Genomic DNA, 21,853 nt, shown 5'->3' on the forward strand with positions numbered 1-21,853 from the left:
CGCCGAGCGGCGTACTGCCGAGTGTCGTGCTGTCAATCGACGGAGTGGACTAGGCGGCCGGCGAGGTACGTGCGCTCGACGGCTGCTCGGAGGAGGGTGTCGGGGGCGCCGGTGCGGATGTCTTCGGTGAGGATGATGAAGTCGGCGAGTTTGCCGGGGGTGAGGCTTCCTTTTACGTCCTCTTCGTGGGCGGAGTACGCCGGGTTCGCGGTGTAGGCGAGCAGGGCCTCGTCGACGGTGATTGCCTGGTCGGGGTGGAACGGCTCGGCCTCCGCTGAATCGCCGGACGTGCGGGTGATCGCGGCGTACATGTTGCGGAGGGGATCGACCTCCGCCACGTGCGACTTGTTGAACGCGCCGGGGAGGTCCGAGACCAGGTTGACGGTGACGTCGCTGTCGATCATCCGGCGCCAGGCGAACGCGTTCGCCGCGCGGGCCGGGCCGATCGCCCGGTCCAGGTTCGTGGAGTAAAGGAGAAGCTGGTCCGGCGTCACGTCGGCGACCAGCCCGAGCTTGCCGGCGCGGGCGAAGTCGTCGTCCGCGAGATGCCAGGCATGGATGAGCCGATGCCGCCGGTCGCGCGGCTCGTTCAGGTGCGCCGCCTGCTCGAACGCGTCGATCGCGATCCGGCATCCGCGATCGCCCTGCACATGGACGCCGATGTCGAAACCGGCCGCGTCACCCGCCAGGACGAGCTCGGCCAGTCGTTCCTCACCGACGAAGCGGTACGACCAGCCGTCGGTCAGGCCGGTACCGGGCGCGTCCGCGGGGTCGAACGGCGGAAGCATCGCACCGCTGTCGACGAAGATCTTGAGCGCCCCGAAGCGCAGCCACTCATCCCCGGACTTCGGCGTGACGCCGTGACCGGCCAGCCGGTCATGCGTGTCGAGCGGGAGGAAGGCGTAGACGCGGACCGACAGCTCACCGCGGTCGGCGAGAGTCCGGAAGATCTGCGCGTTGGAGAAGCTGCGCTCGAGGAAGACCGGCGGGATCGTCTCCTCGGTCACCGCCGGAAGCCGCGCGATGTCGTGGATCGACGTGATCCCGACCGCGTTGAGCTCGGCCATCACGCCGCGCGCACCAAGCAGCTTCTGCTCCAGCGACATCGGCGTGACCAGCCGGTTCACGAACTCACCGGCTTGTCCGTAGAGCATCCCGGTGAGTTCCCCGCCCGCGTTCCGGCCGTACCTGCCGCCGCGCGGGTCCGGCGTAGCGCGGTCGATGTTCGCGACGCCGAGTGCCCTCGAATTGGCGAAGTACTGGTGGTCGGCGCGACGGATCAGCAGCGGGTTGTCCGGCGTCAGCGCATCGATCGCGGCCAGGTCCGGCTCGAGCAGCGTGACGTCGCCGCCCCGGGTGGAGGCGAAGTCCCCGAGGTCTCCCCCGGTGATCCAGACGCCAGGGGTCAGCCGCGCGGCCGTGGCCGCGACGCGTTCCTCGAGGCGGGGCTGGTCGTTGACGTCGGTCAGCGCAACCTGGAAGTACCAATCGACGGCGTTCTCGAAGTGCGTATGCGCGTCGTTGAACCCCGGGCACACCATCCGTCCGTCCAGATCGAGCACCTCGGTGTCCTCGCCGGCCAACTGCAGGATCTCGGCGTCGTCGCCGACCCGGACAATGCGGTCCCCCGCGACCGCGAGCGCTGAGGCGAGCGGCCGGTGCGGATCGGCGGTCCACACGATTCCGCCGTACACGACGAGGTCGACCGCTTCAGCCTGGGGCGATGGGGTGGTCATTCGCTGTGGCTCCTCACCTGGATTGCAGATCAGTCGTCCGCAAGGTCTGGACAGACCGTAATAGTCGTTACAGTATTGCGTCAATGTTCCCTTACTGACCAAGAGTGTTCATCAGAGGAGTGCGCGTGCCGAGTCCCCGAGTCATCGAGATCGCCAGCCCGTCGGCCCAGGAACGCGGCCGTCAGTACGGCGCTGCCGCGGCGGATCTCATCGCCGACGCGATCGCCTACTACCAGGAGGCGTTCGCGCACCAGGCCGGTCTGAGCTGGGACCAGGTGCTCGATCACACCGGGCCGTGGCAGCGCCTCGTCGAGCGGGATCACCCCGCGCTGCTGGCCGAGATGGCCGGGATCGCCGACGGCGCCGGTGTCACCCTTCCCGAGATCCTCGCGCTCAACTGCCGCGGCGAGATCATCTACGACAACTGGTTCCCCGACTCCACAGCCCACGCGGACGCCGACGGCTGTACGTCGTTCTCGCTGATCGACGGCGCGGCCGGCGACGGGCATGTGTACGCCGGCCAGAACTGGGACTGGCGCGAAGCGGTCCGCGGAACCGTCGTCATCCTGCGGATCGTGCAGCCGCCGAAGCCGACGCTGATCCTGCAGGTCGAGGCCGGGCAGATCGGCCGCCACGGCGCGAACTCGGCCGGCCTCGCGCTGAACGCGAACGGTCTGGGCGGCCGCTTCGACGACTCGGCGGGGATGCCGCAGACCGTCATCCGCCGCGCGGTCCTCGACGCCGCGAACATCGCCGACGCGGTCAAGATCCTAACCTCGACCAATGCCCACATCCCGAGCAACGCACTGCTCACCCACCGGGACGGATTCTCCATCGACATCGAGACGACACCGGGCGGCCACGGCTGGGAGTACGGCGTGAACGGACTGCTTGTGCACGGCAACCATTACCAGGTGCTGACCCCGCGGGAGGGCGGAAGCCGGCTGATCTCACCCGACTCGCTGATCCGGGTACCGCGCGCCCGTCAGGGGCTGATCAAGGCGGCGGCGTCGGACGACGTACGGAACACCATCCACACGGCGATGTCGGACCACCTCGGACACCCGGACTCGCTGTGCGCGCACCCGGACGAGCGGCTTCCCGCCGTGGAGCAGTGGTCCACGACCCTGTCCAGTTGCGTCGATCTCACCACCGGCGAGTACTACGTCGCCGCGGGACCGCCGTGCGAGAACAAGTACGAACTCGTCCCATTCAACCTGTACGACGAGGTCCGGCCATGATCGAGCATCGCACCGAGCCGACCTCGGCCCACTTCGCGCGGGGCAAGACCCCGATCTTCGCCTCGCAGTACGACCAGCGGCTCGGCTACTGCCTTTACGTGCCGGAGAACCTGCGCACCGACCGGGTCCCGTTGCTCGTCATGCAACACGGCACCGAGCGCAACGCGTCGCTGTACCGCGACCATATGGCCGGGTTCGCCGACGAGCACCAGGTCGTCGTACTCGCGCCGCTGTTCCCGGCCGGGATCATCGATCCGGAGGATCTGCACAACTTCAAGTTCATCGAGTACCAGGGCATCCGGTACGACCAGGCGTTGCTCGCGATGATCGACGAGGTCAGTCGCCGGTACCCGGTCGACCCGGACGTCTTCTATCTGCACGGGTTCTCCGGCGGCGGGCAGTTCGCCCACCGCTTCCTCTATCTGCATCCGGATCGGCTGGCCGGCGTCTCGATCGGCGCTCCCGGCCGGATCACCCAACTCGACGACAGCCTCCCCTGGTGGCTCGGCACCAAGGACCTCGAGCAACGCTTCGGCCGCGCGGTCGATCTCGAGTCGCTGCGCCGGGTGCCGATCCTGATGGTTGTCGGTGACAACGACGTCGAGACCTGGGAGATCGACAATCCCGGCGAGGCCAACTGGATGGACGGCGTCGAGAAGACCGGCGGTACCCGGATCGAGCGGTTGCGCACGCTCGAGCGCGATTTCCTTGCCCAGGGCATCGACGTCCGGTTCGAGCTGGTCCCCGGCGTCGCCCACCGCGGCTCCTTGATCCTCCCGGTCGTCCGGGACTTCTTCGCCGGGCTGCTGCAATCCCGGTCCGAGATTCACCGCCCCATGCCTGCAACGCCTCTTCGACACCAGGAGTGAATGCCATGTCCAACACCGCTTCGAGGCTGCGGCGGTCGATCGCCCTCCTCACCTTGACCGTCGCGGCGGTCGGCCTGGCCGGGTGCGGCGGCACGTCCGCGTCGCCGGCCACCGGCGACGCACCGAACGCGAACCGGGCCGCAGCCGCGCAGGGGATCAGTTCGGACCTCAATCTGGAGCAGTGCGGCAAGGAGACCAGGACGATCAAGCACGACCTGGGTACCACGACGATCACCGGCACTCCGAAGCGGGTCGTCGCACTGGAGTTCTCTTTCGTCGACGCACTGGTAGCGGTCGGCATGGCGCCGGTCGGGGTCGCCGACGACGACAAGCCGGAGCGGATCATCCCCGGCCTGAAGGACAAGGTCGGCAACTACAAGTCGGTCGGCCTGCGAGCGACCCCGAACATCCAGGTGCTCACCGCGCTGAAGCCCGATCTGATCCTGGCCGACAGCGGACGGCACAAAGCGATCTACGCCCAACTGTCGAAGATCGCGCCGACCGTCGCGTACGCCAGCCTCAACGGCAACTACCAGCAGGTGATGGACAGCGAGATGTCCGCTGCGATCGCCCTGAACAAGTGCGACCAGATGAAGGCCCGGCTTGCCGAGCACGACAAGATCCTGACCGACCTGAAGGCCAAGGCGAAGTCCGGTGAGACCCGCAAGGCGTTGTTCGCGGTGTCGTCCGACAAGGAGTTCACCGGGTTCCCGCCGAAGGCCTACACCCCCGGCGTACTGGCCCTGCTCGGGATCAAGTCCCCGCTGGCCGACGACAGCGGCGACGCGACGGTCTCGCTCACGCTCGAGACCGTGGTCAGCACAAAGCCGGACATCATGTTCATCGCCGGCCAGACCGGTGACACGTTGGCCGACACGTGGGAGAAGAGTCCGCTCTGGAAGCAGATCCCGGCGGTGAAGGACAACGCGACGTACAAGGTCGACCAGAACGTCTGGTCACGATCACGCGGTCTGGTCGCCTCGGAACTGATCGCCCAGGAAGCGGTCAAGAACCTCTACGGGAACTGACATGACCCAGTCGACCGGGATTGCGCCCGGACCTGCCGAGGCTGCCGTGCATCGGCGGCCGAAGATCGTCACCAGCAAACAGCGGGTCACCTGGGTGGCCCTGTTCCTGCTGGCTCTGCTCGTGATCGGGGTCGTCTGGGGCCTGTCCATAGGCAGTCAGCACATCCCGCTCTCGCGGTTGCCCGGAGCAATCTTCAAGGCCGACGATTCCGACGAGCTGATCCTGCAGTCGATCCGGATGCCGAGGATCGTGCTGGCTCTGCTGGTCGGCGCCGCACTGGCGGTGGCCGGCGCACTGATGCAGGCGGTCGCCGCCAACCCGCTGGCAGCGCCCGAGATCATGGGCGTCAACGCCGGTGCGGTGTTCGTCGTGGTGCTCGCGGTGACCGTCGTACCGTCACTGTCGGGGGCGCCCACGATTCTCCTGGCATTCGGCGGCGCGGCTGCGGCCGGCGTTTCGGTGATGCTGCTGGCAGGGTCGGGCAGTGGGCGGGTGAGCCCTGTCCGCCTGGCCCTGGCCGGCGTCACCGCGAGCAGTCTGCTGATCTCGCTCACCCAGGTGCTGATCATCTTCGACGAGAACTCCGCGGACAGCGTGCTGTTCTGGCTCGTCGGCGGCGTGAACTTCGCCAGCTGGGGCGACATCCGCAACCTGCTCCCCTGGCTCGTCATCGGGCTGGTGGGCGCGTTCTCGATGTCCCGGTCACTCAACCTGCTCGCCCTCGGCGACGACATGGCTCGCGGTCTCGGTCAGAACGTCGAACGGACCCGCTTGCTCGGCTCGGCCTTCGTCGTCGTGCTGTGCGGCGCGGCCGTCTCCGTCGCCGGTCCGGTCGCGTTCATCGGCCTGATCGTGCCGCATATCGTGCGACGGCTGGCCGGCTCCAACTACACCGTGCTGCTTCCGCTGTGCGCAGCCGCCGGGAGTGTCCTCGTGCTGTACGCCGACATCCTGTCCCGCTACGTCAAACCGCCGTACGAGGTCCCGGCCGGCGTTGTGACCGCGCTCATCGGTGCACCGATCTTCGTGTACCTGGCCCGTCGACAGAAGGTGACTTCACCGTGAGTACTGCGATCGTCGCGCAACATGTCCGGCGGATCACGACGGCTCAGCGGTATCCACGAGCCGTGGTGGGATCGCTCGGTGTGCTGGCCGTCGTGCTCAGCTTCTACAGCCTCAGCGTCGGTGCGACCGATGTCTCGATGCACGACGTGTTCAACGCGATCACGGGCAACACCAGTGATCAGGCCGCTCAGATCGTGGTCGACTTCCAGTTGCCACGGGTGATGCTCGCCTGGCTGGTCGGGACTGCGTTGGCCGTGTCCGGCGGCGTGATGCAGGGTGTCATCCGCAACCCGCTGGCCGCTCCCGACGTCGTTGGTGTGACCAAGGGTGCGGGATTCGCGGGCATGTTGCTGCTCCTCGCGATCCCCGGCGTACCCGTGCTCGCCGTCGTGCCGGCTGCCTTCGTCGGTGGATTGCTGGCCGCGGGGTTGGTGTACCTGCTGGCCTATCGGCGTGGTGCCACGCCGGTACGGATCGCGCTCGTCGGTGTCGCTGTTAGCGCGGCGTTCGAGGCGGGCATCCGGTTCCTGCTGGTTCGGAACCCGCTGGATGTCAGCGCGGCGTTGATCTGGTTGACGGGCAGTCTTTTCGGCCGGTCGATGAGCTCGGTGTACGAGATCCTTCCGTGGGTTGTGGTGTTGGTGCCGCTGATCCTGATCTGGTCCCGCAAGCTCGACGTACTCGGACTCGGCGACGACCTGGCCGCCGGACTCGGCGAGCCGGTCGAGAGGACCCGGCGGCTGCTCCTGCTGTTCGCGGTGGCGCTCGCCTCGTCGGCCGTGGCGGTGTCCGGAACGATCGGGTTCATCGGGTTGATCGCCCCGCACATGGCCCGCCGCATCTTCGGCGGGCGGCACCTCGCCTCGCTCCCCTCGGCCGCTCTCTTCGGCGTCCTGCTGATGCTGTTCGCCGACATGCTCGGCCGTGGCCTCGCGCCGCCACTCGAGATCCCGGCCGGCCTGGTGACTGCGGTCATCGGCGGTCCGTACTTCCTGTACCTGCTCGTGAAGACCGGAAAGTAGGAGACCCACCATGCGTCTGCAGGCACAGGGCGTCCAGCTCGCCTATGACCAGACCGTCATCGCTCGCGATCTGACGCTCACCATCCCTGACAGCAAGGTCAGCGTGCTGATCGGACCGAACGGCTCGGGAAAGAGTACTGCGCTGCGGGCGTTGGCCCGGTTGCTCCCGCCGTCCAAGGGAAGCGTGATCCTGGACGGGAAGTCGATCCACGACACGTCGACCAAGGAGGTGGCCCGGCAGCTCGCGATCCTGCCGCAGGTCCTGGTCGCGCCCGAATCGATCTCGGTCGAGGACCTGGTCTGGTTCGGACGGCATCCGCATCGCACCTCGCTGAAGGTGCCGAGCCCGGCCGACAGAGAGGCGGTCGAATGGGCCATGACCGTCACCAGCACCCTCGAGTTACGCCACCAGCACGTCGACCAGCTGTCCGGCGGCCAGCGCCAGCGGGTCTGGATCGCGCTGTGCCTCGCGCAGGGCACGGACCTGATCCTGCTCGACGAGCCCACGACGTACCTGGATGTCGCCTACCAGCTCGAGGTACTGGACCTCTTGCACCAGCTCAACCAGGAGCAGGGCAAGACCGTCGCGATGGTGCTGCACGACTTCAACATGGCCGCCGAGTACGCCGACCACGTCTTCGTGATGAAGTCCGGCACCCTCGTCACCGAAGGCACACCCGAGGACGTGTTCACCGCCGACATCATCCGCAACGTCTTCGGCGTGGAGTCGAAAGTCGTCCCCCACCCCGTCAGCGGCAAACCAATGTGCATCCCACTCCGCGCCGGCCTCCGAACCCAAACCCCAACAGCCCTGGCCAACTGCTGAACGGCGTTGCACCGGCCTCCGGGAGTGGTGGGAGGCCGGTGCGCGTGAGTCAGAGGGGCAGGGGTTCGTAGTTGGCGCCGAAGGGGGCGTCTGGGCGGGCGAATTCGCCCATGAGGGCGCGCCTGAGGGGTGTGGTGCGTTCGAGGAATTCGGGGTCGTTGCTGAGGCGGTCGGCGGGGCGGACCCACGGGGGGCTGTAGACGTAGTGGGTGGTGAAGCGGTCGTAGTCGCCGTCGTGGCGGAAGGTGCGGTGCCAGACGCCGTTGTGGAAGACCAGGGCGGCGCCGGCCTCGGCGCACACGACGTGGCCGATCGCGACGTCTTCCTTGTTCTTGCGGATCGAGTCAGGGAGCGGGACCCGCGAGCGGTGGCTGCCGGGGATCATTTCCATGTTGCCCATGCCGGGCACGCTCTGGTCGGTGAGCAGGTACGACACACGGAGCTGGATCAGTGGGACGGGATATCCCAGCTCCTTGAAGTCGAAGGCGGACGATCCGTCCTGATGCCAGCCGCCGTTCCCGCCGTGCGCCGGTTGCATGGTGTTCCAGCCGGCCTGCAGTACGAATCGATCGCCGAGCAGGCCCTGGACCTTCGGAAGCACGTCAGGATGATCGATCAACCTCTCCAGCACCGGCTCGCTCTCGTAGGTCCGGCCGATCTGCCCGAACTCGCGGTCGCGGGTCTGGTGCAGACGCTGCGAGACGTCGTACGCCTCGGCGGCCTCGTCCTTGGTCAAGACGTTGGGAATCAGGAAGTAGCCCCACGACTCGAAGATGAAGCGATCAGTCTCGGTCAGCTCACCTTTGTCTACGACGGGATCAAGCATCACTCTGTCCTCTTCTTCGTGCAGTTGAGACGGCGATGGTGGCTGTTAAATCTTCGCCGAGGTATCCATCGCATCCAATCCGCACGCGTGTCGTGCGGCCACCGGATTTTCGGATTGCTGAGCATGCAGCAAGATGGCGGCATGGAGCAGGAGATTCTGGGTCTGGCGCAGGACTTGGCCGAGATCGGTCGGCTGGTGGATGACGACGATGTGGCCACGGTCCTGGATCGGTTCGTCCGGCGGGTGGTGTTCAGCGTGCCTGAATGTGAGGAAGCATCGATCACCGTGCTGACGCACGACAGGCCCGAGATCATCGCGCGCCATCACAAGACCGCGGCCCAGGTCGCCGAGCCGTCGCGGGCCGCTCTGGCCGAGCAGCTCAGTGCTCCGACCGGCCCGTTGCAGGAAACGCTGCTGTACGGCGAGCCGCGCCGGATCGGCGACCTGGCCGCAGACCACCGCTGGCCAGATTTCGACGCGGCCGCTATCAACGCCGGCTACCGCAGCTGCGTGTTCCTGCCGCTTCCCGCTGCCGGCAGTGCTGCGGCGGCCTTCACCCTGTTCTCCGTCAAGCCGGACGCGTTCGGCGCAACGTCGTACGACATCGTTCTGCTCTTCGCGCTGCACGCCGGCGTCGCGTTCGACAACATCAGCCTCTACGACAACAGCACGCAGCTGATCGAGCACCTACAGTCCGCGCTGCAGACCCGCACGGTGATCGGGCAAGCACAGGGCATCCTGATGCACCGCTACGACATCGGCTCCGAGGTCGCCTTCGACGTCCTCAAACGCGGCTCACAGGACATGAACGTGAAACTCAGAAACCTCTCCCTCGAACTCGTCGACGCCCAACACGCAGGCAAGCTCACAGAAGTCCTCCAGCACTACGGCCTCAGCCAGTGAGGCTGCGTACCAGGTGGGTGAGTAGTCGGGCGGCGCGATCCGGGTCGTTGGCGATGGGGCCCAGCGCGTCGTAGGTGACGAACGACGTCACGGCGGTCACGCCGGCCAGGACGTCAGCCTCGTCGAGGGAAGGCGCGGACTCGGCGGCCAAGCGTCGTACAAGACTGTGCAGCTGGTTGCTGCGCCATTCCTCGCGTTGGTCCAGGATCGACGCGACGTCGTGGTCGGCAGCGGCCAGGCCGAACAGTGGCCGGAGAAGCTCGCGTTCGGAGTGCCAGAACAGGCAGGTCCGCTGCACGATCGCGGCACATGCCTCATCGGCGCTCAGGTGCTCGGTGTCCGTCAGGAGTTGGTCCATACCGGCTCGGTCGACGAGGTCGGCCAGCACCGCGTCGAGCAGTCCGCGCTTCGATCGAACCTGGTTGTACACCGTCACCCGAGTCACCCCGGCCCGGTTGGCGACAGCCTCGATCGTGAAGTCCTGCCAGCCGTGCGTAGCCAGCAGTTCCCGGGCGGCATCGATGATGCCGCGGCGAGTTGCCGCCGTCGTGACGGCACGTCGACCGGTGGTGCTCATGCCCGACCCTTCCCTTGACAGCCTATATAGCGACTCACTATACAGGCTGTAAAGCGACAGGAAGGTCAACGATGTCCGACAGAGGATTGCTGATCGAGTTCGGCGGGCTGCCCGGCACCGGCAAGTCGACGCTCGCCCGTCTGCTCGCCAATGACACCAAAGCCGTTTGGTTACGCATCGACGAGATCGAAGGGGCGATGCGCCGCAACGGTCTGACTCCCGAGCAGACCGGCATTGCCGCGTACAGCGTGGCCCACGACGTAGCGACGAATCATCTGCAGCGTGGGCTGATGGTGATCGCGGACGCCGTCAATCCGGTCGTCGAGGCTCGTGACGGCTGGCGTCAGCTGGCGGCGGATGTCGGCGCCGACCATGTGGTCGTCGAAACCGTGTGTCCGGACAGCACCGAGCACCGCCGTCGGGTCGAGACCCGCGCTGGCGACCTGCCCGGCTGGACTTATCCCTCCTGGGTCCAGGTGCACCAACTGATGACGGAGTACCAGCCCCGCACCGGAAACCACCTCGTCCTCGACACGACCCGCCCGGTCGACGTCACCTACCAGGAACTGACCGCACACCTCTCAAGGTGACCAGCTGCTGCGCTGAGCAGTCGCCGGGTTTCTGAGAGTGATGGTCGGTTGTTTACCTTGCGCACATGTGGGGTGCTCGCAGTGTTGGGGTCGGCGCGGCTGGCGGCTCTCACGATTGGTCAGGCTCTGGCGGTGCAGCCAGGGCCGGTCAATCCTGTGAGGAGGAATCGTGATACGGAAACGCATCGCGGCCGCGGTCGTGGCGGCGGCGGCCGTCGTCGCCTCGGCGGTGGTCGTCAACGGCCGCACGGAACCCGCGCAAGCGGCGGCGAGCGTGCCGGTCTTCGACCACATCGTGCTGGTGATGTTCGAGAACCATGCATACTCGCAGATCAGCGGTAGCTCCAGCGCGCCGACGTTCAACAGCCTGGCGGGCCAGGGCGCGAAGTTCACCCAGGCGTACGGCGTCACCCACCCCAGCCAACCCAACTACGCGGCGATCTTCTCCGGCTCGACGCAAGGCCTGACCAGCGACAGCTGCCCGCACACCTACAGCGGCAGCAACCTGGGCAAGCAGCTGATCGACGCCGGCAAGACCTTCAAGGGCTACTCCGAGAGCATGCCGTCGGACGGCTACACCGGCTGCTCGAGCGGCCAGTACCAGCGCAAGCACAACAGCTGGGTCAACTTCAGCAACGTGCCGGCGGCCAACAACCTGCAGTACTCCGACTTCCCGAGCTCGGCCAACTACGCGAGCCTGCCGACCGTGTCGTTCGTGACGCCGAACATGTGCAACGACATGCACGACTGCTCGGTCGGCACCGGTGACACCTGGCTGAAGAACAACCTGACGGCGTACGCGACGTGGGCGAAGACCCACAACAGCCTGCTGATCATCACCTTCGACGAGGACAACGGCGGCTCGTCGAACCACATCTTCACCGCGTTCGTCGGCGCTCACACGCAGGTCGGCACCTTCTCCAACCAGATCAACCACTACAACATCCTCAGCACCATCGAGAGCTCCTACGGGCTGACGCACCTGAACTCGGCAGCAGCCGTCACCAACGTCTGGAACTAGGCGTGTACTTATCAACCATCAAGCCCCCGCGCGGCGTGCATGCGCCGCGCGGGCGCGCGCTGTTCCTTGTCAGCGGCAACGTCCTCGCGCTCGGCGCCGTCAGCCTGATCACCGACATCTCGTCGGAGATGGTGACCGCGGTGTTGCCGGTGTACCTGATGATCGGCCTGCACCTGAGTCCCACCGTGTACGGCGTGGTCGACGGCACCTACACCGGCGCGACGGCGCTGTTGCGACTCGTCGGCGGGTACGTCGCCGACCGGGCTCGCCGGCGCAAGTTCATCGCCGGTCTCGGCTACGGCTTGTCCGCCGTGGCCAAACTCGGATTACTTGCCGCAGGCAACGCCGTCGGCGCGATCGGCGCGGTGATCGCGATCGACCGAACCGGCAAGGGCCTTCGTACGGCGCCGCGCGACGCACTGATCACGCTGTCGACTCCGCCACGGTTGTACGGCCGCGCGTTCGGCGTACACCGGATGATGGACACCATCGGCGCGTTCGCGGGGCCGCTCGTCGCGCTCGGCATCCTGGCCGGCACCGCGCAGGCGTACGACGCGGTGTTCGTCGCCAGCTTCTGTATCGCGGCGTTCGGCGTACTCGTGCTGGTCCTGTTCGTGCGGGACCACCGCGACGAACAGCCGCCGAAGAGCACGGTGGCTCCCTCGGCGCTGCGCGGCCTGCTGCGGATGGCGCCGGTACGACGGATGGTCCTGGCGGCCTGCCTCGCCGGGATGGTGACCATCGGCGACGGCTTCGTCTACCTGCTGCTCCAGCGGCGCGAGGAGCTCAGCATCGGCTGGTTCCCGTTGCTTGCTGTGGGCACCAATCTGTCCTATCTGGTCTTGGCCGCACCGCTGGGCGTACTCGCCGACAAGGTCGGCCGGCAGAAGGTAGTGATCGGCGGCTACCTCGCGCTGATGCTGGTGTATCTGCTGCTGTTCGGACCGCTCGGCGGCTGGCCGCTGCTGATCGTCGTACTGGCCCTCTACGGCCTCTTCTACGCATCGACGGACGGAGTACTGATCGCGCTGGCCGGCCCGGTGCTGCCGAGCGGCGTCCGTACGACGGGGATCGCGCTGATCCAGACCGGACAGGCGTTGTCGTACCTCGTGTCCTCGGTGTTGTTCGGACTGGCGTGGACGGCGTGGGGACCAGCCGCAGCCATCCGGATCGCCGCGGGGCTGGTCGCGGTCGCCGTACTCGCGGTTGCCCTGCTCCTGCGCGGGATCCCAGCGGAGCAGCCGGCATGACGCGGCGAATCGTGCTCGCTCTCGTCGGAGCGCTGGTGCTGGCCACAGTCGGGATCGGGTACGGCGTACTCGCCGCAGCACGCCAGCCCAGCACTCCCGTCGCGGCGGCCAACGCGTTGAACCTCACCGGCGCGCGGATCATGTTCCGCAGTACCGCACCGGACAGCAAGGGTCACCTGGCCCTCGTCGCCAAGGACGATCCGGGCGGGCCGCGATCGGTCTCCGCCCTGACGTGCCTGCGGGTCTACGCGGCGGGCGGCACCGGCACGTGCCTGCGGCAGGACGGTGCGCTGACCACGTTCCAGATCGCCATCCTGGACAAGAACCTGAACGTGCAGAAGGCGATTCCGCTGGTCGGCGTACCGAACCGGACCCGGGTCTCCGGCGACGGCCGGCTGGTGGCGTGGACGGTGTTCGTCGCGGGCGATTCGTACAACCACGGGCGCTTCTCCACCCGCTCCGGGCTCATCGACCTGAGCAGTCAGGACATGATCGACTCGCTCGAGTTCCTGTCGGTCACGCTCGACGGACACCCGTACACCGCCCCCGACCTCAACTTCTGGGGAATCACCTTCGCCGCCGATGACAACACCTTCTACGCCACGATGTCCACCGCTGGTCATCGGTACCTGGTGCAGGGTGACATCGCCGCCAAATCGGTGCACACCATCGCCGAGAACGTGGAATGCCCATCGCTCTCCCCCGACGGCAAACGCATCGCCTTCAAATCGGCCATCGACGGCAACCCGGCGAAGGGATGGCGCCTGACCGTCCTCGACCTGGCCTCAGGCACCCGGACCCCACTGGCCGAAACCCGCACCGTCGACGACCAGCCGGCCTGGCTGGACCCCACCACCATCGCGTACGCCGTCCCGCGCGGCCCCGCCGACTCCGACATCTGGTCCGTCCCAGCCAACGGCTCAGGCTCTCCCCAACTATTGATCCCCCACGCCGAATCCCCCGCTGCCCTCAGCTGATGCGGCTGCTTAGAGTGGTGGGATGGTGCTGCGGCTTGTGTTCGCGGATGACAACTTCTTGGTCCGTGAGGGGATTTCTGCCCTCCTCACCGAGGCCGATGAGATCGACCTGGTCGAGACGGTCGTCGACCCGGTCGGTCTGCTCAGAGCCGTCGCCGAACACCGGCCCGATGCCGTCCTCACCGACATCCGGATGCCTCCGACGTTCACGACCGAAGGGATCGACGCGGCCAAGCGGATCCGGGCCGAGCATCCGTCCACCGGAGTCGTCGTCCTGTCGCAGTACGTCGAGGAGGACTACGCGTTCGACCTGTTGTCGGACGGTGTGGCGGGACTCGGGTACCTGTTGAAGGAGCGGGTCTCCCAGCTCGACGATCTGGTGCGGGCCTTGTACGACGTGGCGCGAGGCGGCTCGGTGCTCGACCCCACCGTCGTCGAGCGGCTCCTCGCGCGGAAGGTCAAGGACGCACAGTCACCGCTCCTGCGGCTCACCACGCGAGAGCGCGAGGTGCTCCAGGAGATGGCGGCCGGTCGCAGTAACGCGGCCACCTCGAAGGCGCTGTTCATGAGTGAGCGCGCGGTCGAGAAACACGTCAGTGCGGTCTTCCAGAAGCTCGGTCTGGCCGACGAGTCCGACGTGAACCGCCGGGTGATGGCCGTACTGGCGTTCCTCGACGCCACCAGGTAGTGGGGACAACCCCACCACGGCCGAGCGGTCAACCCCCTGCCGCGCCGCCGCCTCCTTCGGCACGCTGACTGCAAGGAGGTACGTCAGTGGTCGCAGTACGCGTGCTGGTCGTCGACGACCAGGAGCCCTTTCGACGGGCCATCGAAGCCGTTGTGTCGGAGACCGACGGCTTCGTCGTTGTCGGGGCGAGCTCGTCAGGTGAGGAGTCACTGCAGGCCGTCGCCCGGCTCCGGCCGGATCTGGTGCTGATGGATGTGCGTCTGCCAGGAATGGACGGCATCGAGGCCAGTTGGCGGATCACCCACGACGAGAAGCCGCCGGTCGTCGTACTCCTGTCGACCTTGGACGCTGCCGACCTCGATCTCTCCGGCTGCGGGGCGGCCACCTATCTCGCCAAGGCCGCGTTCGGCCCCGAGCAACTCGTCGCCACCTGGACTGCGGTTAGACCGGGATGCTGACCGACAGCAGCGACGGATCATCGAGGTACGGCGTTCCACCGACTGCCTCGATCCGATCGACGATGGACTGTACGTCGATGGCGCCGCGAGCAACTCCGTGCACCCGGACCACGAGGTCCTCCTCCACGATCGCCAGGTCGATCCGGGCCGCGGTCGATCCGGCCCGCAGCGCTTCGACACAGCAGAAATAGGCCGCCGCTTCGACCCCGGCCGGGAACCGCCGATCCGCCGCCGGCTCGACCTGCAGGACGGCGACCGTGCCGTTCCTGGCGAGGTGTGACCGCAGCGCGCGGGACAGCCCGGACCGCGCCAACTGAGTTGGAAAGACCCCATGCGTGAGCTCACGCAGGGACTCGAGCGCGGTGTTCGCCGACGTCACCAGCCGCTCGAGCTCAGCCGCCGCGGCGACGCCCGATCCGGCTACGTGGAGAGTGCTCAGACGCTCCGGTATCGGCGCGAGATGGGACAGTACGTCGCGAGCGATCGCGGACTCCAACCGCTGTCGCGTGGCGTCGTCGGCCGCGACCAGCCGTCTGCGTGACTCCGCGAGTGCGCCGGTCGTGGCGTCCAGAGCAGCCACGTGTGCGGCCAACTCCGACTCCATTGCAGCGTTGCGAAAGGCAAGTGCGGTTTGGTCGGCCAGATCGCGAAGCAACTGTTCGTCCGCGGGCCGCAGCCGGCGGCCCTTCGGCATGGTGACGCCGATGCTGCCGAGAGTCTCGCCGCTGTGCCGGACCGGCACCTCCCACTCTGGAGGGCCGTCAGACTCGCCGGGCCAGGACTTGGAGATCCAGTCCGCGCCCGGCACCTGCAGGACAGCCGTTGAGGATTGAGCCGACACCGCACGCCCGGCAGCATCCGCAACCCCTGACAACAACGAGGTCGGCGAAGGTGTCTCGGCCAGGCGGCGGCTGAAGTCGGACAGTGCCTCGTACGGCAACGCCCGTACTCCGTAGGCAAGCCGATTGGCCAGCCGGACCACCCATCGGCGCAGCGGCTGGAACGCGAGCGCGACCAGCGCGGTGGCCAGCAGGGACACCCAGAATCCGCTGGTGCGCAGGTTCACCAGACCCGCCACGGCCAGCACCAGGCCGGCGTACCCGATTCCGGCAAAGATGGTGCCCAAGGCAAGTACTACGGCCCGGTTGATGATCAGGTCGAGCTCGAACAGGCGATACCGCAGTACGGCGATCGCGAGCAGCAAGGGCAGGCAGGGATAGGAGATGTACAGCGGGAGGGTCGCGAGCCACGTCTGCTGCCCGCCCTTGATCGTCTGGACGACGATCAAGTAGACGAAGCTCAGAGCGATGAGCGCTGCCGATACGGCGATCAACCGCACTTGCTGGCGCTGCTCCCCCTGGCTGCGGCGCAATCGCAGGACCGTGGACACCATGGCGGCGACCAGGCCGCCGGCGATGAACGGCAAGCCGACCACGGACAGCAGGCTGCCGATCGGGCCGAGGTTGTGATCGTCGATGTCGTACTCGCTCGGCGACAAGGTGAGCAGCATCCCGGCGTACGCGCCGTATCCCACTCCGCAGACGAGCACTGCGGCGCGCCAACGACGGGACAGCAGATGGCCGTCCGGCGCAACCAGGAACACGATGGCCAACGCAGCGAGCGAGAGCTGCCCGCCGAGTAGGGAAGCGATCCAACCGGCGATCCCGCCCAGGCTCCGCGAACCGGGCCCGTCGGCAGTCACCACCCACACGCTGTAGGCCTCGGCCAGCAAGGAGATCGAGGAGGTGAAGCCGACCAGGCACAACAGCCAGCCGACGGGATGCCGCGCCCACCGGGCCACGATCAACGCTCCCATCGCCGCGCAGCCGATGACCGCGACGCTGACGAACGGGACGCCGTGCACGGCGACGGCCTCCTCGGACAGCAACGGGCGGTACAGCGAGGTCACCCAGAGATCCGCCCCGGCGAACAGCACGGTGAGCGCTGCCAGGACCCAGGCCACGCGCCGGTACATGTCAATCTCCCTGCCGACGCACACCTGGCAGCCTGGCGGCGATCAGCGTGCCGTGCGAAGGCGCGGTCGCTATCGTCAGGGTTCCGCCGGCCGACTCGACCCGATCGCGCATGTTGACCAGACCAGCGCCCGCACGTACCGCGTCGAGCTCGAATCCGGAACCGTCGTCCTGGACGGTCACCTCCAGAACTCCGGGACCGCCTTTGAGGCCGAGGTGGGCCACTTTCGCCGACGAGTGCTTGGCAGAGTTCTGCAAAGCCTCCAGCGCACAGAAGTACGCCGCGGCCTCGACGCCGGCCGGATAGCGGCCGAGCTCGGCAACGGTGAGGTCGATCGGGAACGGGCTGCGGGCGATCGCCGTACGGAGGGCTGCTTCCAATCCATTGTCGACGAGCAGGCTCGGGTAGATCCCGCGGGACAGGTTGGTGATCGTCTCGATGGTCACGACCGCCGCCTGACATTGCGCCCGGATGAGCCGATCCGCACGCTCGGGTGCCTTGTCTGCCAGCGTTCGGGCGAGGCTCAGGTTCACCGCGAGGGCGACCAGGTGCTGTTGCGCGCCGTCGTGGATATCGCGCTCGAGCCGTTGCCGCTCGGCGTCCTGGGCATCGACAACTCGCTGCCGCGACGTCCGCAGTTCGGCCGCCAAGGTGGACAACTCCGCGATCCGGTGCACGAGTTCGGCCCGGAGCCGCACGCCCCGGAGGACGAGCCCGGCCTGGTTCGCGAGGCCCGCGAACAGCCGCTCCTCGACCGGTGTGAGCGGGACGTTCTCATGTTCTTGGACGGCCAGGACGCCGAGCAGTTCGCCGGCTTGGCGCACCGCGAGCTCGCGTCGGCCGGACCCGGCGCCGGTCGCGGGCAGACCGTCAGGGTCCGGCCAGGTCGCGGCGAGCCTCAACTGACCGTCCACCATCAGCCACACCTGCGCGGACCGTGCACCGGTGCCTTCGGCGAGGATCTCGGCCATCCGCGCCGGCAGGTCGTCACGGCCATCGGTCACCGCGGGCGAGAACTGCTTCAACACGTCGTACGGCGATTGCCGTCCGCCGTGCACCACCCGCGACATGACGACCTCGAGGCGTGACTGCACGCGCCCGAACGCCAGCGCCACAACGGCGGTGGCCAGCACCGAGAGGCCCAGGTGCGGCGACGACGTACGGCCGATCAGAAGCCCGCCGCCGAGCACGATAACGACGTACACCAGCACCACGAACACCACGAGCCCGCCCAGCACGAGCAGGCCGACGAGGCGTTCGCGGCCCGTCAGCCATCGCCCCCTCACCCTCACCTCTGCAGTCTGCTCCCCTACCTGCCGAGATGGGAGTACCCGAACCCCGCGGGGTGGGTTACCCGCACGATCCCCCGCTCCACCGCTGCGGCCAGCCCCCATCGGGAGTGCGCCCAGCCCGATGGGAGCAGACAGCTGAAACGCCTTTGCTGGTAGCACGGCCGCCCGTTCCAGGGAGGCCACTCGAGCACAGGGGGTCTCACCTATGTCTGCCACCACCATCGCTCCGACCACGTCCGCGGCCCGGGCCGAAGGCGTCAGCAAGTTCTACGGCACCGGAGACGCGACCGTCACCGCACTCAAGGACGTCCACGTCTCCCTCCAGGCCGGTCAGTTCACCGCGATCATGGGCCCTTCCGGGTCGGGTAAGTCGACGCTGCTGCACATGCTCGCCGGTCTCGACCGGCCGACCGCCGGCGAGGTCTTCCTCGGCGACACCCGGGTCAGCTCGCTCAACGACAAGGCACTCACGCTGCTGCGTCGCGACCAGATCGGGTTCATCTTCCAGTCGTTCAACCTGCTGCCGACCATGACCGCGGCCGAGAACATCGTGCTGCCGATCCGCATCGCCGGCCGCAAGCCCGACGAGGCCTGGGTGCAGTCGATCGTCGACAAACTCGGACTGGCCGAGCGGCTCTCGCACCGTCCCACCGAACTGTCCGGCGGACAGCAGCAGCGGGTGGCCGCGGCTCGCGCCCTCGCCTCGCGTCCACAGATCGTCTTCGCCGACGAGCCCACCGGTGCCTTGGACTCAGCCTCCGGCACCGAGTTGCTCACCTTCCTGCGCACCGCAGTCAAGGAGCTGGGCCAGACCGTCGTCATGGTCACCCATGACCCGACCGCGGCCAGCTACGCCGACCGCGTCCTGTTCCTGGCCGACGGCCACGTCGTCGACGAGATGTTCGAGCCGACGGCCGACGCCGTCCTCGACTTCATGAAGCACCTGGGAGCGTGATCCATGTTCACCGCAACTCTGCGCGGGATGCTCGCACACAAGGTGCGACTCGTCCTGACCATCGCCTCGATCGCACTCGGCGTCGCGTTCCTGGCCGGCACGCTGGTGCTGACCGACACCATGCGCGTGGCCTTCGACCAACTGTTCGGCAAGGTCTCCGCGGGTACGTCGGCGGTCGTCCGGACCGAGGCCGCGTACAGCCAGAGTGAGGGCATCAGCACCAGCCGGGCTCCGATCCCGGCCGCCGTCCTCAAGCAGGTCAGCGCGGTCGACGGTGTTCGCACAGCCGAAGGCTCCGTCAGCGGGTACGCACTGCTCACCGACAACAGCGGCAAGGCGGTGCTGACCAGCGGCGGTGCGCCGACGATGGGCTACAGCCTGGCGGCCGATCCCGCACTGCGCGGCGACGTCAAGCTCCTCACCGGCAACGCGCCGACCGGACCGCACCAGGTCGCCATCGACGCCACCAGCGCTGAGGAACACCACATCGCGGTCGGTTCTACCATCAAGGTGCTGTTCCAGGGCCCGGCCCAGGACTTCACCGTGGTCGGGACCGTCGGTTTCGGCAAGGAGAAGAACCTCGGCGGTACCACCGGCGCCTACTTCGACTCCGCCACGGCGCAGCAGGTGCTCGGAGCACCCGGGTACTTCGACGCGATCAACGTCAGCGCGGGCGACGGCGTACAGCCGACGGAGCTCGTGCAGCGGATCAACGCCGTACTGCCGGACGGCGCCGAAGCCGTCACCGGCGCGACCGTGGTGAAGGAATCCACGGACGCCATCAACAAGGACCTCAAGATCGTCGGGATCCTGTTCCTGGCCTTCGCCGGGATCGCGCTGTTCGTCGGCGCCTTCATCATCTGGAACACCTTCACGATGACGATCACCCAGCGGTCCCGGGAGATCGCGTTGCTGCGCGCCATCGGCGCCACCCGTCGACAGGTGAACCAGAGCCTGATCATCGAGGCTCTCCTGCTGGGAGTCCTCGCCTCCGCGGTCGGCATCGCACTCGGCCTGTTGGTTGCCAAGGGCCTCAACCTGCTCATGGACGCGGTCGGCTTCACCCTGCCCAGTACGACGATGCAGGTCCAGCCGCGCGCGATCGTGGTGTCGCTCCTGGTCGGCACCTTGGTGACCGTCGTCGCCGCGCTCGTACCGGCGTACCGGGCCACGAAGGTGCTGCCGGTCGAGGCTCTACGCGAAGCAGTGCCCGGCTCCGGTAAGCCGTCGACGAAGCGCGTCATCGCCGGCGTACTCGTGACCGGTCTCGGCCTCGGTGGACTGTTCACCACCTTGTACGGCGATCTGAGCATGAGACTGTTCGGCCCCAGCCTGCTCGCCATCATCGTCGGTGTCCTGATGCTGCTGCCGGCCGCGGCGCGTCCGCTCGCGTCGCTGATCGGCGTACCGCTGCGGCTGCGTGGTCTGCCCGGCGAGCTGGCCCGCCAGAACGCGATGCGCAATCCACGGCGTACGTCGTCCACCGCGGCGGCACTCATGGTCGGCCTGACCCTGGTCGTCAGCATGGGCGTGTTCGCCTCGTCGCTGAAGGCCTCGTTCACCGACATCGTCGGAGACTCGACGAATGCCGAGCTGTTCGTGTCGCCCTCGAGCAAACAGGCGCCGGGCTTCAGCCCCGAGGTGATCAAGGTCGTGCAAGGCGTCTCCGGGGTCGGCGCGGTCTCGGCCAGCGGCTACGGCCAGGCCCGGTTCAACGGGAAGGATTCGAGCTACTCGGCCGTCGACCCGGCCACCGCGGCAGCGGGCTTGAACCTGCGGTTGTCGGCCGGTTCGGTCTCCGACCTCGGCACGGACGGCGTTGTGGTCGCCAAGACCGCCGCCACCACGCACGGCTGGAAGCTCGGAACGGTCATCCCCAGTGAGTTCGCGCAGACGGGGAAGCGCAACTTCCATGTCGTCGGCATCTACGACAGCAAGGGCTGGATCAGCGACGACTACGTCATCAGCATCGCTGCACAGACCGCGGCTGCCGGCAGGCAATTGATCGCCTCCGGTCTGGTCAGACTCGCGGACGGCGCCGACAAGGGGACGGTGCAGCACGCCATCACCGACGCGCTGGCCGGGCACCCCGACGCCAAGGTCCTTGACCGGAAGGGATTCGAGAAGGAAGCGAGCGGGTTCATCGACCAGCTGCTCACCTTCGTCACCGTGATGCTGTTGCTGGCGGTCGTGATCGCGCTACTGGGCATCGTCAACACGCTGGTGCTGTCGGTGTACGAGCGCACCCGCGAGCTGGGGCTGCTCCGCGCAGTCGGCATGACGCGGGCTCAGGTACGGGCGATGGTCCGCTGGGAGTCAGTGGTCATCTCGCTGATCGGCGCACTGGCCGGAGCCGCCCTTGGCATCGGGCTGGGCCTCGGACTCTCACAGGCGCTGGCCGATGAAGGCATCAAGTCCGTCTCGGTGCCAGGCCTGCAGGTCGCGCTGTACGTCGTACTCGCCGCCGTCGCGGGTGTGCTCGCGGCCGTCGGCCCAGCACGATCCGCCGCGAAGGTCGACGTCCTCAAGGCGGTGGTGGCCGATTGACCCTTCG

At 67.5% G+C, this 21,853-nt stretch carries 20 protein-coding genes; 15 read left to right on the forward strand and 5 right to left on the reverse strand.

Annotated features, from left to right (window positions below; genetic code table 11):
- Positions 1-32: 32 nt before the first annotated feature.
- Positions 33-1,736 (reverse strand): amidohydrolase, encoded by a 1,704-nt coding sequence (locus ACQPYH_RS23695; RefSeq protein WP_432875212.1) that lies wholly within the window; start codon positions 1,734-1,736, stop codon positions 33-35.
- A gap of 125 nt (positions 1,737-1,861) precedes the next feature.
- On the opposite strand from ACQPYH_RS23695, the gene ACQPYH_RS23700 reads away from it, so the two are divergent.
- From ACQPYH_RS23700 to ACQPYH_RS23725, 6 genes are read left to right on the forward strand one after another with little or no spacing between them, the layout of a single operon-like run.
- Entirely contained in the window at positions 1,862-2,977 is a 1,116-nt protein-coding gene (locus ACQPYH_RS23700; RefSeq protein ID WP_432875215.1) for a C45 family autoproteolytic acyltransferase/hydolase, read from the forward strand.
- Positions 2,974-3,846, forward strand: a complete 873-nt coding sequence (locus ACQPYH_RS23705) for an alpha/beta hydrolase (protein ID WP_432875218.1) — start codon at positions 2,974-2,976, stop codon at positions 3,844-3,846. Before ACQPYH_RS23700 ends, ACQPYH_RS23705 begins: the two co-directional genes overlap by 4 nt.
- A gap of 5 nt (positions 3,847-3,851) precedes the next feature.
- Complete coding sequence (locus ACQPYH_RS23710; protein WP_432875220.1) at positions 3,852-4,874, forward strand: ABC transporter substrate-binding protein; 1,023 nt, start codon at positions 3,852-3,854, stop codon at positions 4,872-4,874.
- A gap of 1 nt (position 4,875) precedes the next feature.
- Complete coding sequence (locus tag ACQPYH_RS23715; RefSeq protein ID WP_432875222.1) at positions 4,876-5,940, forward strand: FecCD family ABC transporter permease; 1,065 nt, start codon at positions 4,876-4,878, stop codon at positions 5,938-5,940.
- A complete protein-coding gene (locus ACQPYH_RS23720) occupies positions 5,937-6,962 on the forward strand; it encodes a FecCD family ABC transporter permease (protein WP_432875225.1) in 1,026 nt (341 codons plus the stop codon). Before ACQPYH_RS23715 ends, ACQPYH_RS23720 begins: the two co-directional genes overlap by 4 nt.
- Before the next feature lie 10 nt (positions 6,963-6,972).
- Positions 6,973-7,788 (forward strand): ABC transporter ATP-binding protein, encoded by an 816-nt coding sequence (locus tag ACQPYH_RS23725; RefSeq protein WP_432875228.1) that lies wholly within the window; start codon positions 6,973-6,975, stop codon positions 7,786-7,788.
- A gap of 49 nt (positions 7,789-7,837) precedes the next feature.
- Here the strand turns inward: ACQPYH_RS23725 and ACQPYH_RS23730 are convergent, their stop codons facing one another.
- On the reverse strand, positions 7,838-8,614 hold the full coding sequence (locus ACQPYH_RS23730) for a phytanoyl-CoA dioxygenase family protein (RefSeq protein ID WP_432875231.1): 777 nt from the start codon (positions 8,612-8,614) through the stop codon (positions 7,838-7,840).
- Between the two features lie 18 nt (positions 8,615-8,632).
- On the opposite strand from ACQPYH_RS23730, the gene ACQPYH_RS23735 reads away from it, so the two are divergent.
- Positions 8,633-9,517 (forward strand): ANTAR domain-containing protein, encoded by an 885-nt coding sequence (locus ACQPYH_RS23735; RefSeq protein ID WP_432875233.1) that lies wholly within the window; start codon positions 8,633-8,635, stop codon positions 9,515-9,517.
- Here the strand turns inward: ACQPYH_RS23735 and ACQPYH_RS23740 are convergent.
- Positions 9,507-10,094 carry a TetR/AcrR family transcriptional regulator gene (locus ACQPYH_RS23740; protein ID WP_432875236.1) on the reverse strand — a complete coding sequence of 196 codons (588 nt, stop codon included), beginning with the start codon at positions 10,092-10,094 and terminating at the stop codon, positions 9,507-9,509. The genes ACQPYH_RS23735 and ACQPYH_RS23740 overlap by 11 nt on opposite strands.
- A 71-nt stretch (positions 10,095-10,165) precedes the next feature.
- Here ACQPYH_RS23740 and ACQPYH_RS23745 point away from each other — a divergent pair, with 71 nt between their 5' ends.
- The 6 genes from ACQPYH_RS23745 to ACQPYH_RS23770 all read left to right on the forward strand — a co-directional run bounded on the left by ACQPYH_RS23745 (position 10,166) and on the right by ACQPYH_RS23770 (position 15,078).
- On the forward strand, positions 10,166-10,684 hold the full coding sequence (locus ACQPYH_RS23745) for an AAA family ATPase (RefSeq protein ID WP_432875238.1): 519 nt from the start codon (positions 10,166-10,168) through the stop codon (positions 10,682-10,684).
- Between the two features lie 169 nt (positions 10,685-10,853).
- Entirely contained in the window at positions 10,854-11,705 is an 852-nt protein-coding gene (locus ACQPYH_RS23750; RefSeq protein ID WP_432875241.1) for an alkaline phosphatase family protein, read from the forward strand.
- A gap of 2 nt (positions 11,706-11,707) precedes the next feature.
- Positions 11,708-12,955 (forward strand): MFS transporter, encoded by a 1,248-nt coding sequence (locus ACQPYH_RS23755; RefSeq protein WP_432875243.1) that lies wholly within the window; start codon positions 11,708-11,710, stop codon positions 12,953-12,955.
- Positions 12,952-13,932, forward strand: a complete 981-nt coding sequence (locus ACQPYH_RS23760; RefSeq protein ID WP_432875245.1) for a hypothetical protein — start codon at positions 12,952-12,954, stop codon at positions 13,930-13,932. The genes ACQPYH_RS23755 and ACQPYH_RS23760 overlap by 4 nt, the downstream gene beginning before the upstream one ends.
- A 22-nt stretch (positions 13,933-13,954) precedes the next feature.
- Positions 13,955-14,620 carry a response regulator transcription factor gene (locus tag ACQPYH_RS23765; protein WP_432875247.1) on the forward strand — a complete coding sequence of 222 codons (666 nt, stop codon included), beginning with the start codon at positions 13,955-13,957 and terminating at the stop codon, positions 14,618-14,620.
- A gap of 86 nt (positions 14,621-14,706) precedes the next feature.
- Complete coding sequence (locus tag ACQPYH_RS23770; protein WP_432875250.1) at positions 14,707-15,078, forward strand: response regulator; 372 nt, start codon at positions 14,707-14,709, stop codon at positions 15,076-15,078.
- Here the strand turns inward: ACQPYH_RS23770 and ACQPYH_RS23775 are convergent.
- The gene (locus ACQPYH_RS23775) at positions 15,062-17,053 is read right to left on the reverse strand and encodes a hypothetical protein (RefSeq protein ID WP_432875252.1); all 1,992 of its coding nucleotides are present in this window, start codon (positions 17,051-17,053) and stop codon (positions 15,062-15,064) included. The two genes, ACQPYH_RS23770 and ACQPYH_RS23775, sit on opposite strands and share 17 nt — an antisense overlap.
- 1 nt (position 17,054) lies before the next feature.
- Positions 17,055-18,344, reverse strand: a complete 1,290-nt coding sequence (locus ACQPYH_RS23780) for a sensor histidine kinase (RefSeq protein WP_432875255.1) — start codon at positions 18,342-18,344, stop codon at positions 17,055-17,057.
- 205 nt (positions 18,345-18,549) lie between these two features.
- Between ACQPYH_RS23780 and ACQPYH_RS23785 the strand changes: the two genes are divergently transcribed.
- Both ACQPYH_RS23785 and ACQPYH_RS23790 read left to right on the forward strand, forming a co-directional pair.
- On the forward strand, positions 18,550-19,299 hold the full coding sequence (locus ACQPYH_RS23785) for an ABC transporter ATP-binding protein (RefSeq protein ID WP_432875258.1): 750 nt from the start codon (positions 18,550-18,552) through the stop codon (positions 19,297-19,299).
- Between the two features lie 3 nt (positions 19,300-19,302).
- A complete protein-coding gene (locus tag ACQPYH_RS23790) occupies positions 19,303-21,846 on the forward strand; it encodes an ABC transporter permease (RefSeq protein WP_432875261.1) in 2,544 nt (847 codons plus the stop codon).
- Positions 21,847-21,853: the final 7 nt, after the last annotated feature.

Source organism: Kribbella sp. CA-245084 (assembly GCF_050942355.1).
Taxonomy (GTDB): Bacteria; Actinomycetota; Actinomycetes; order Propionibacteriales; family Kribbellaceae; genus Kribbella.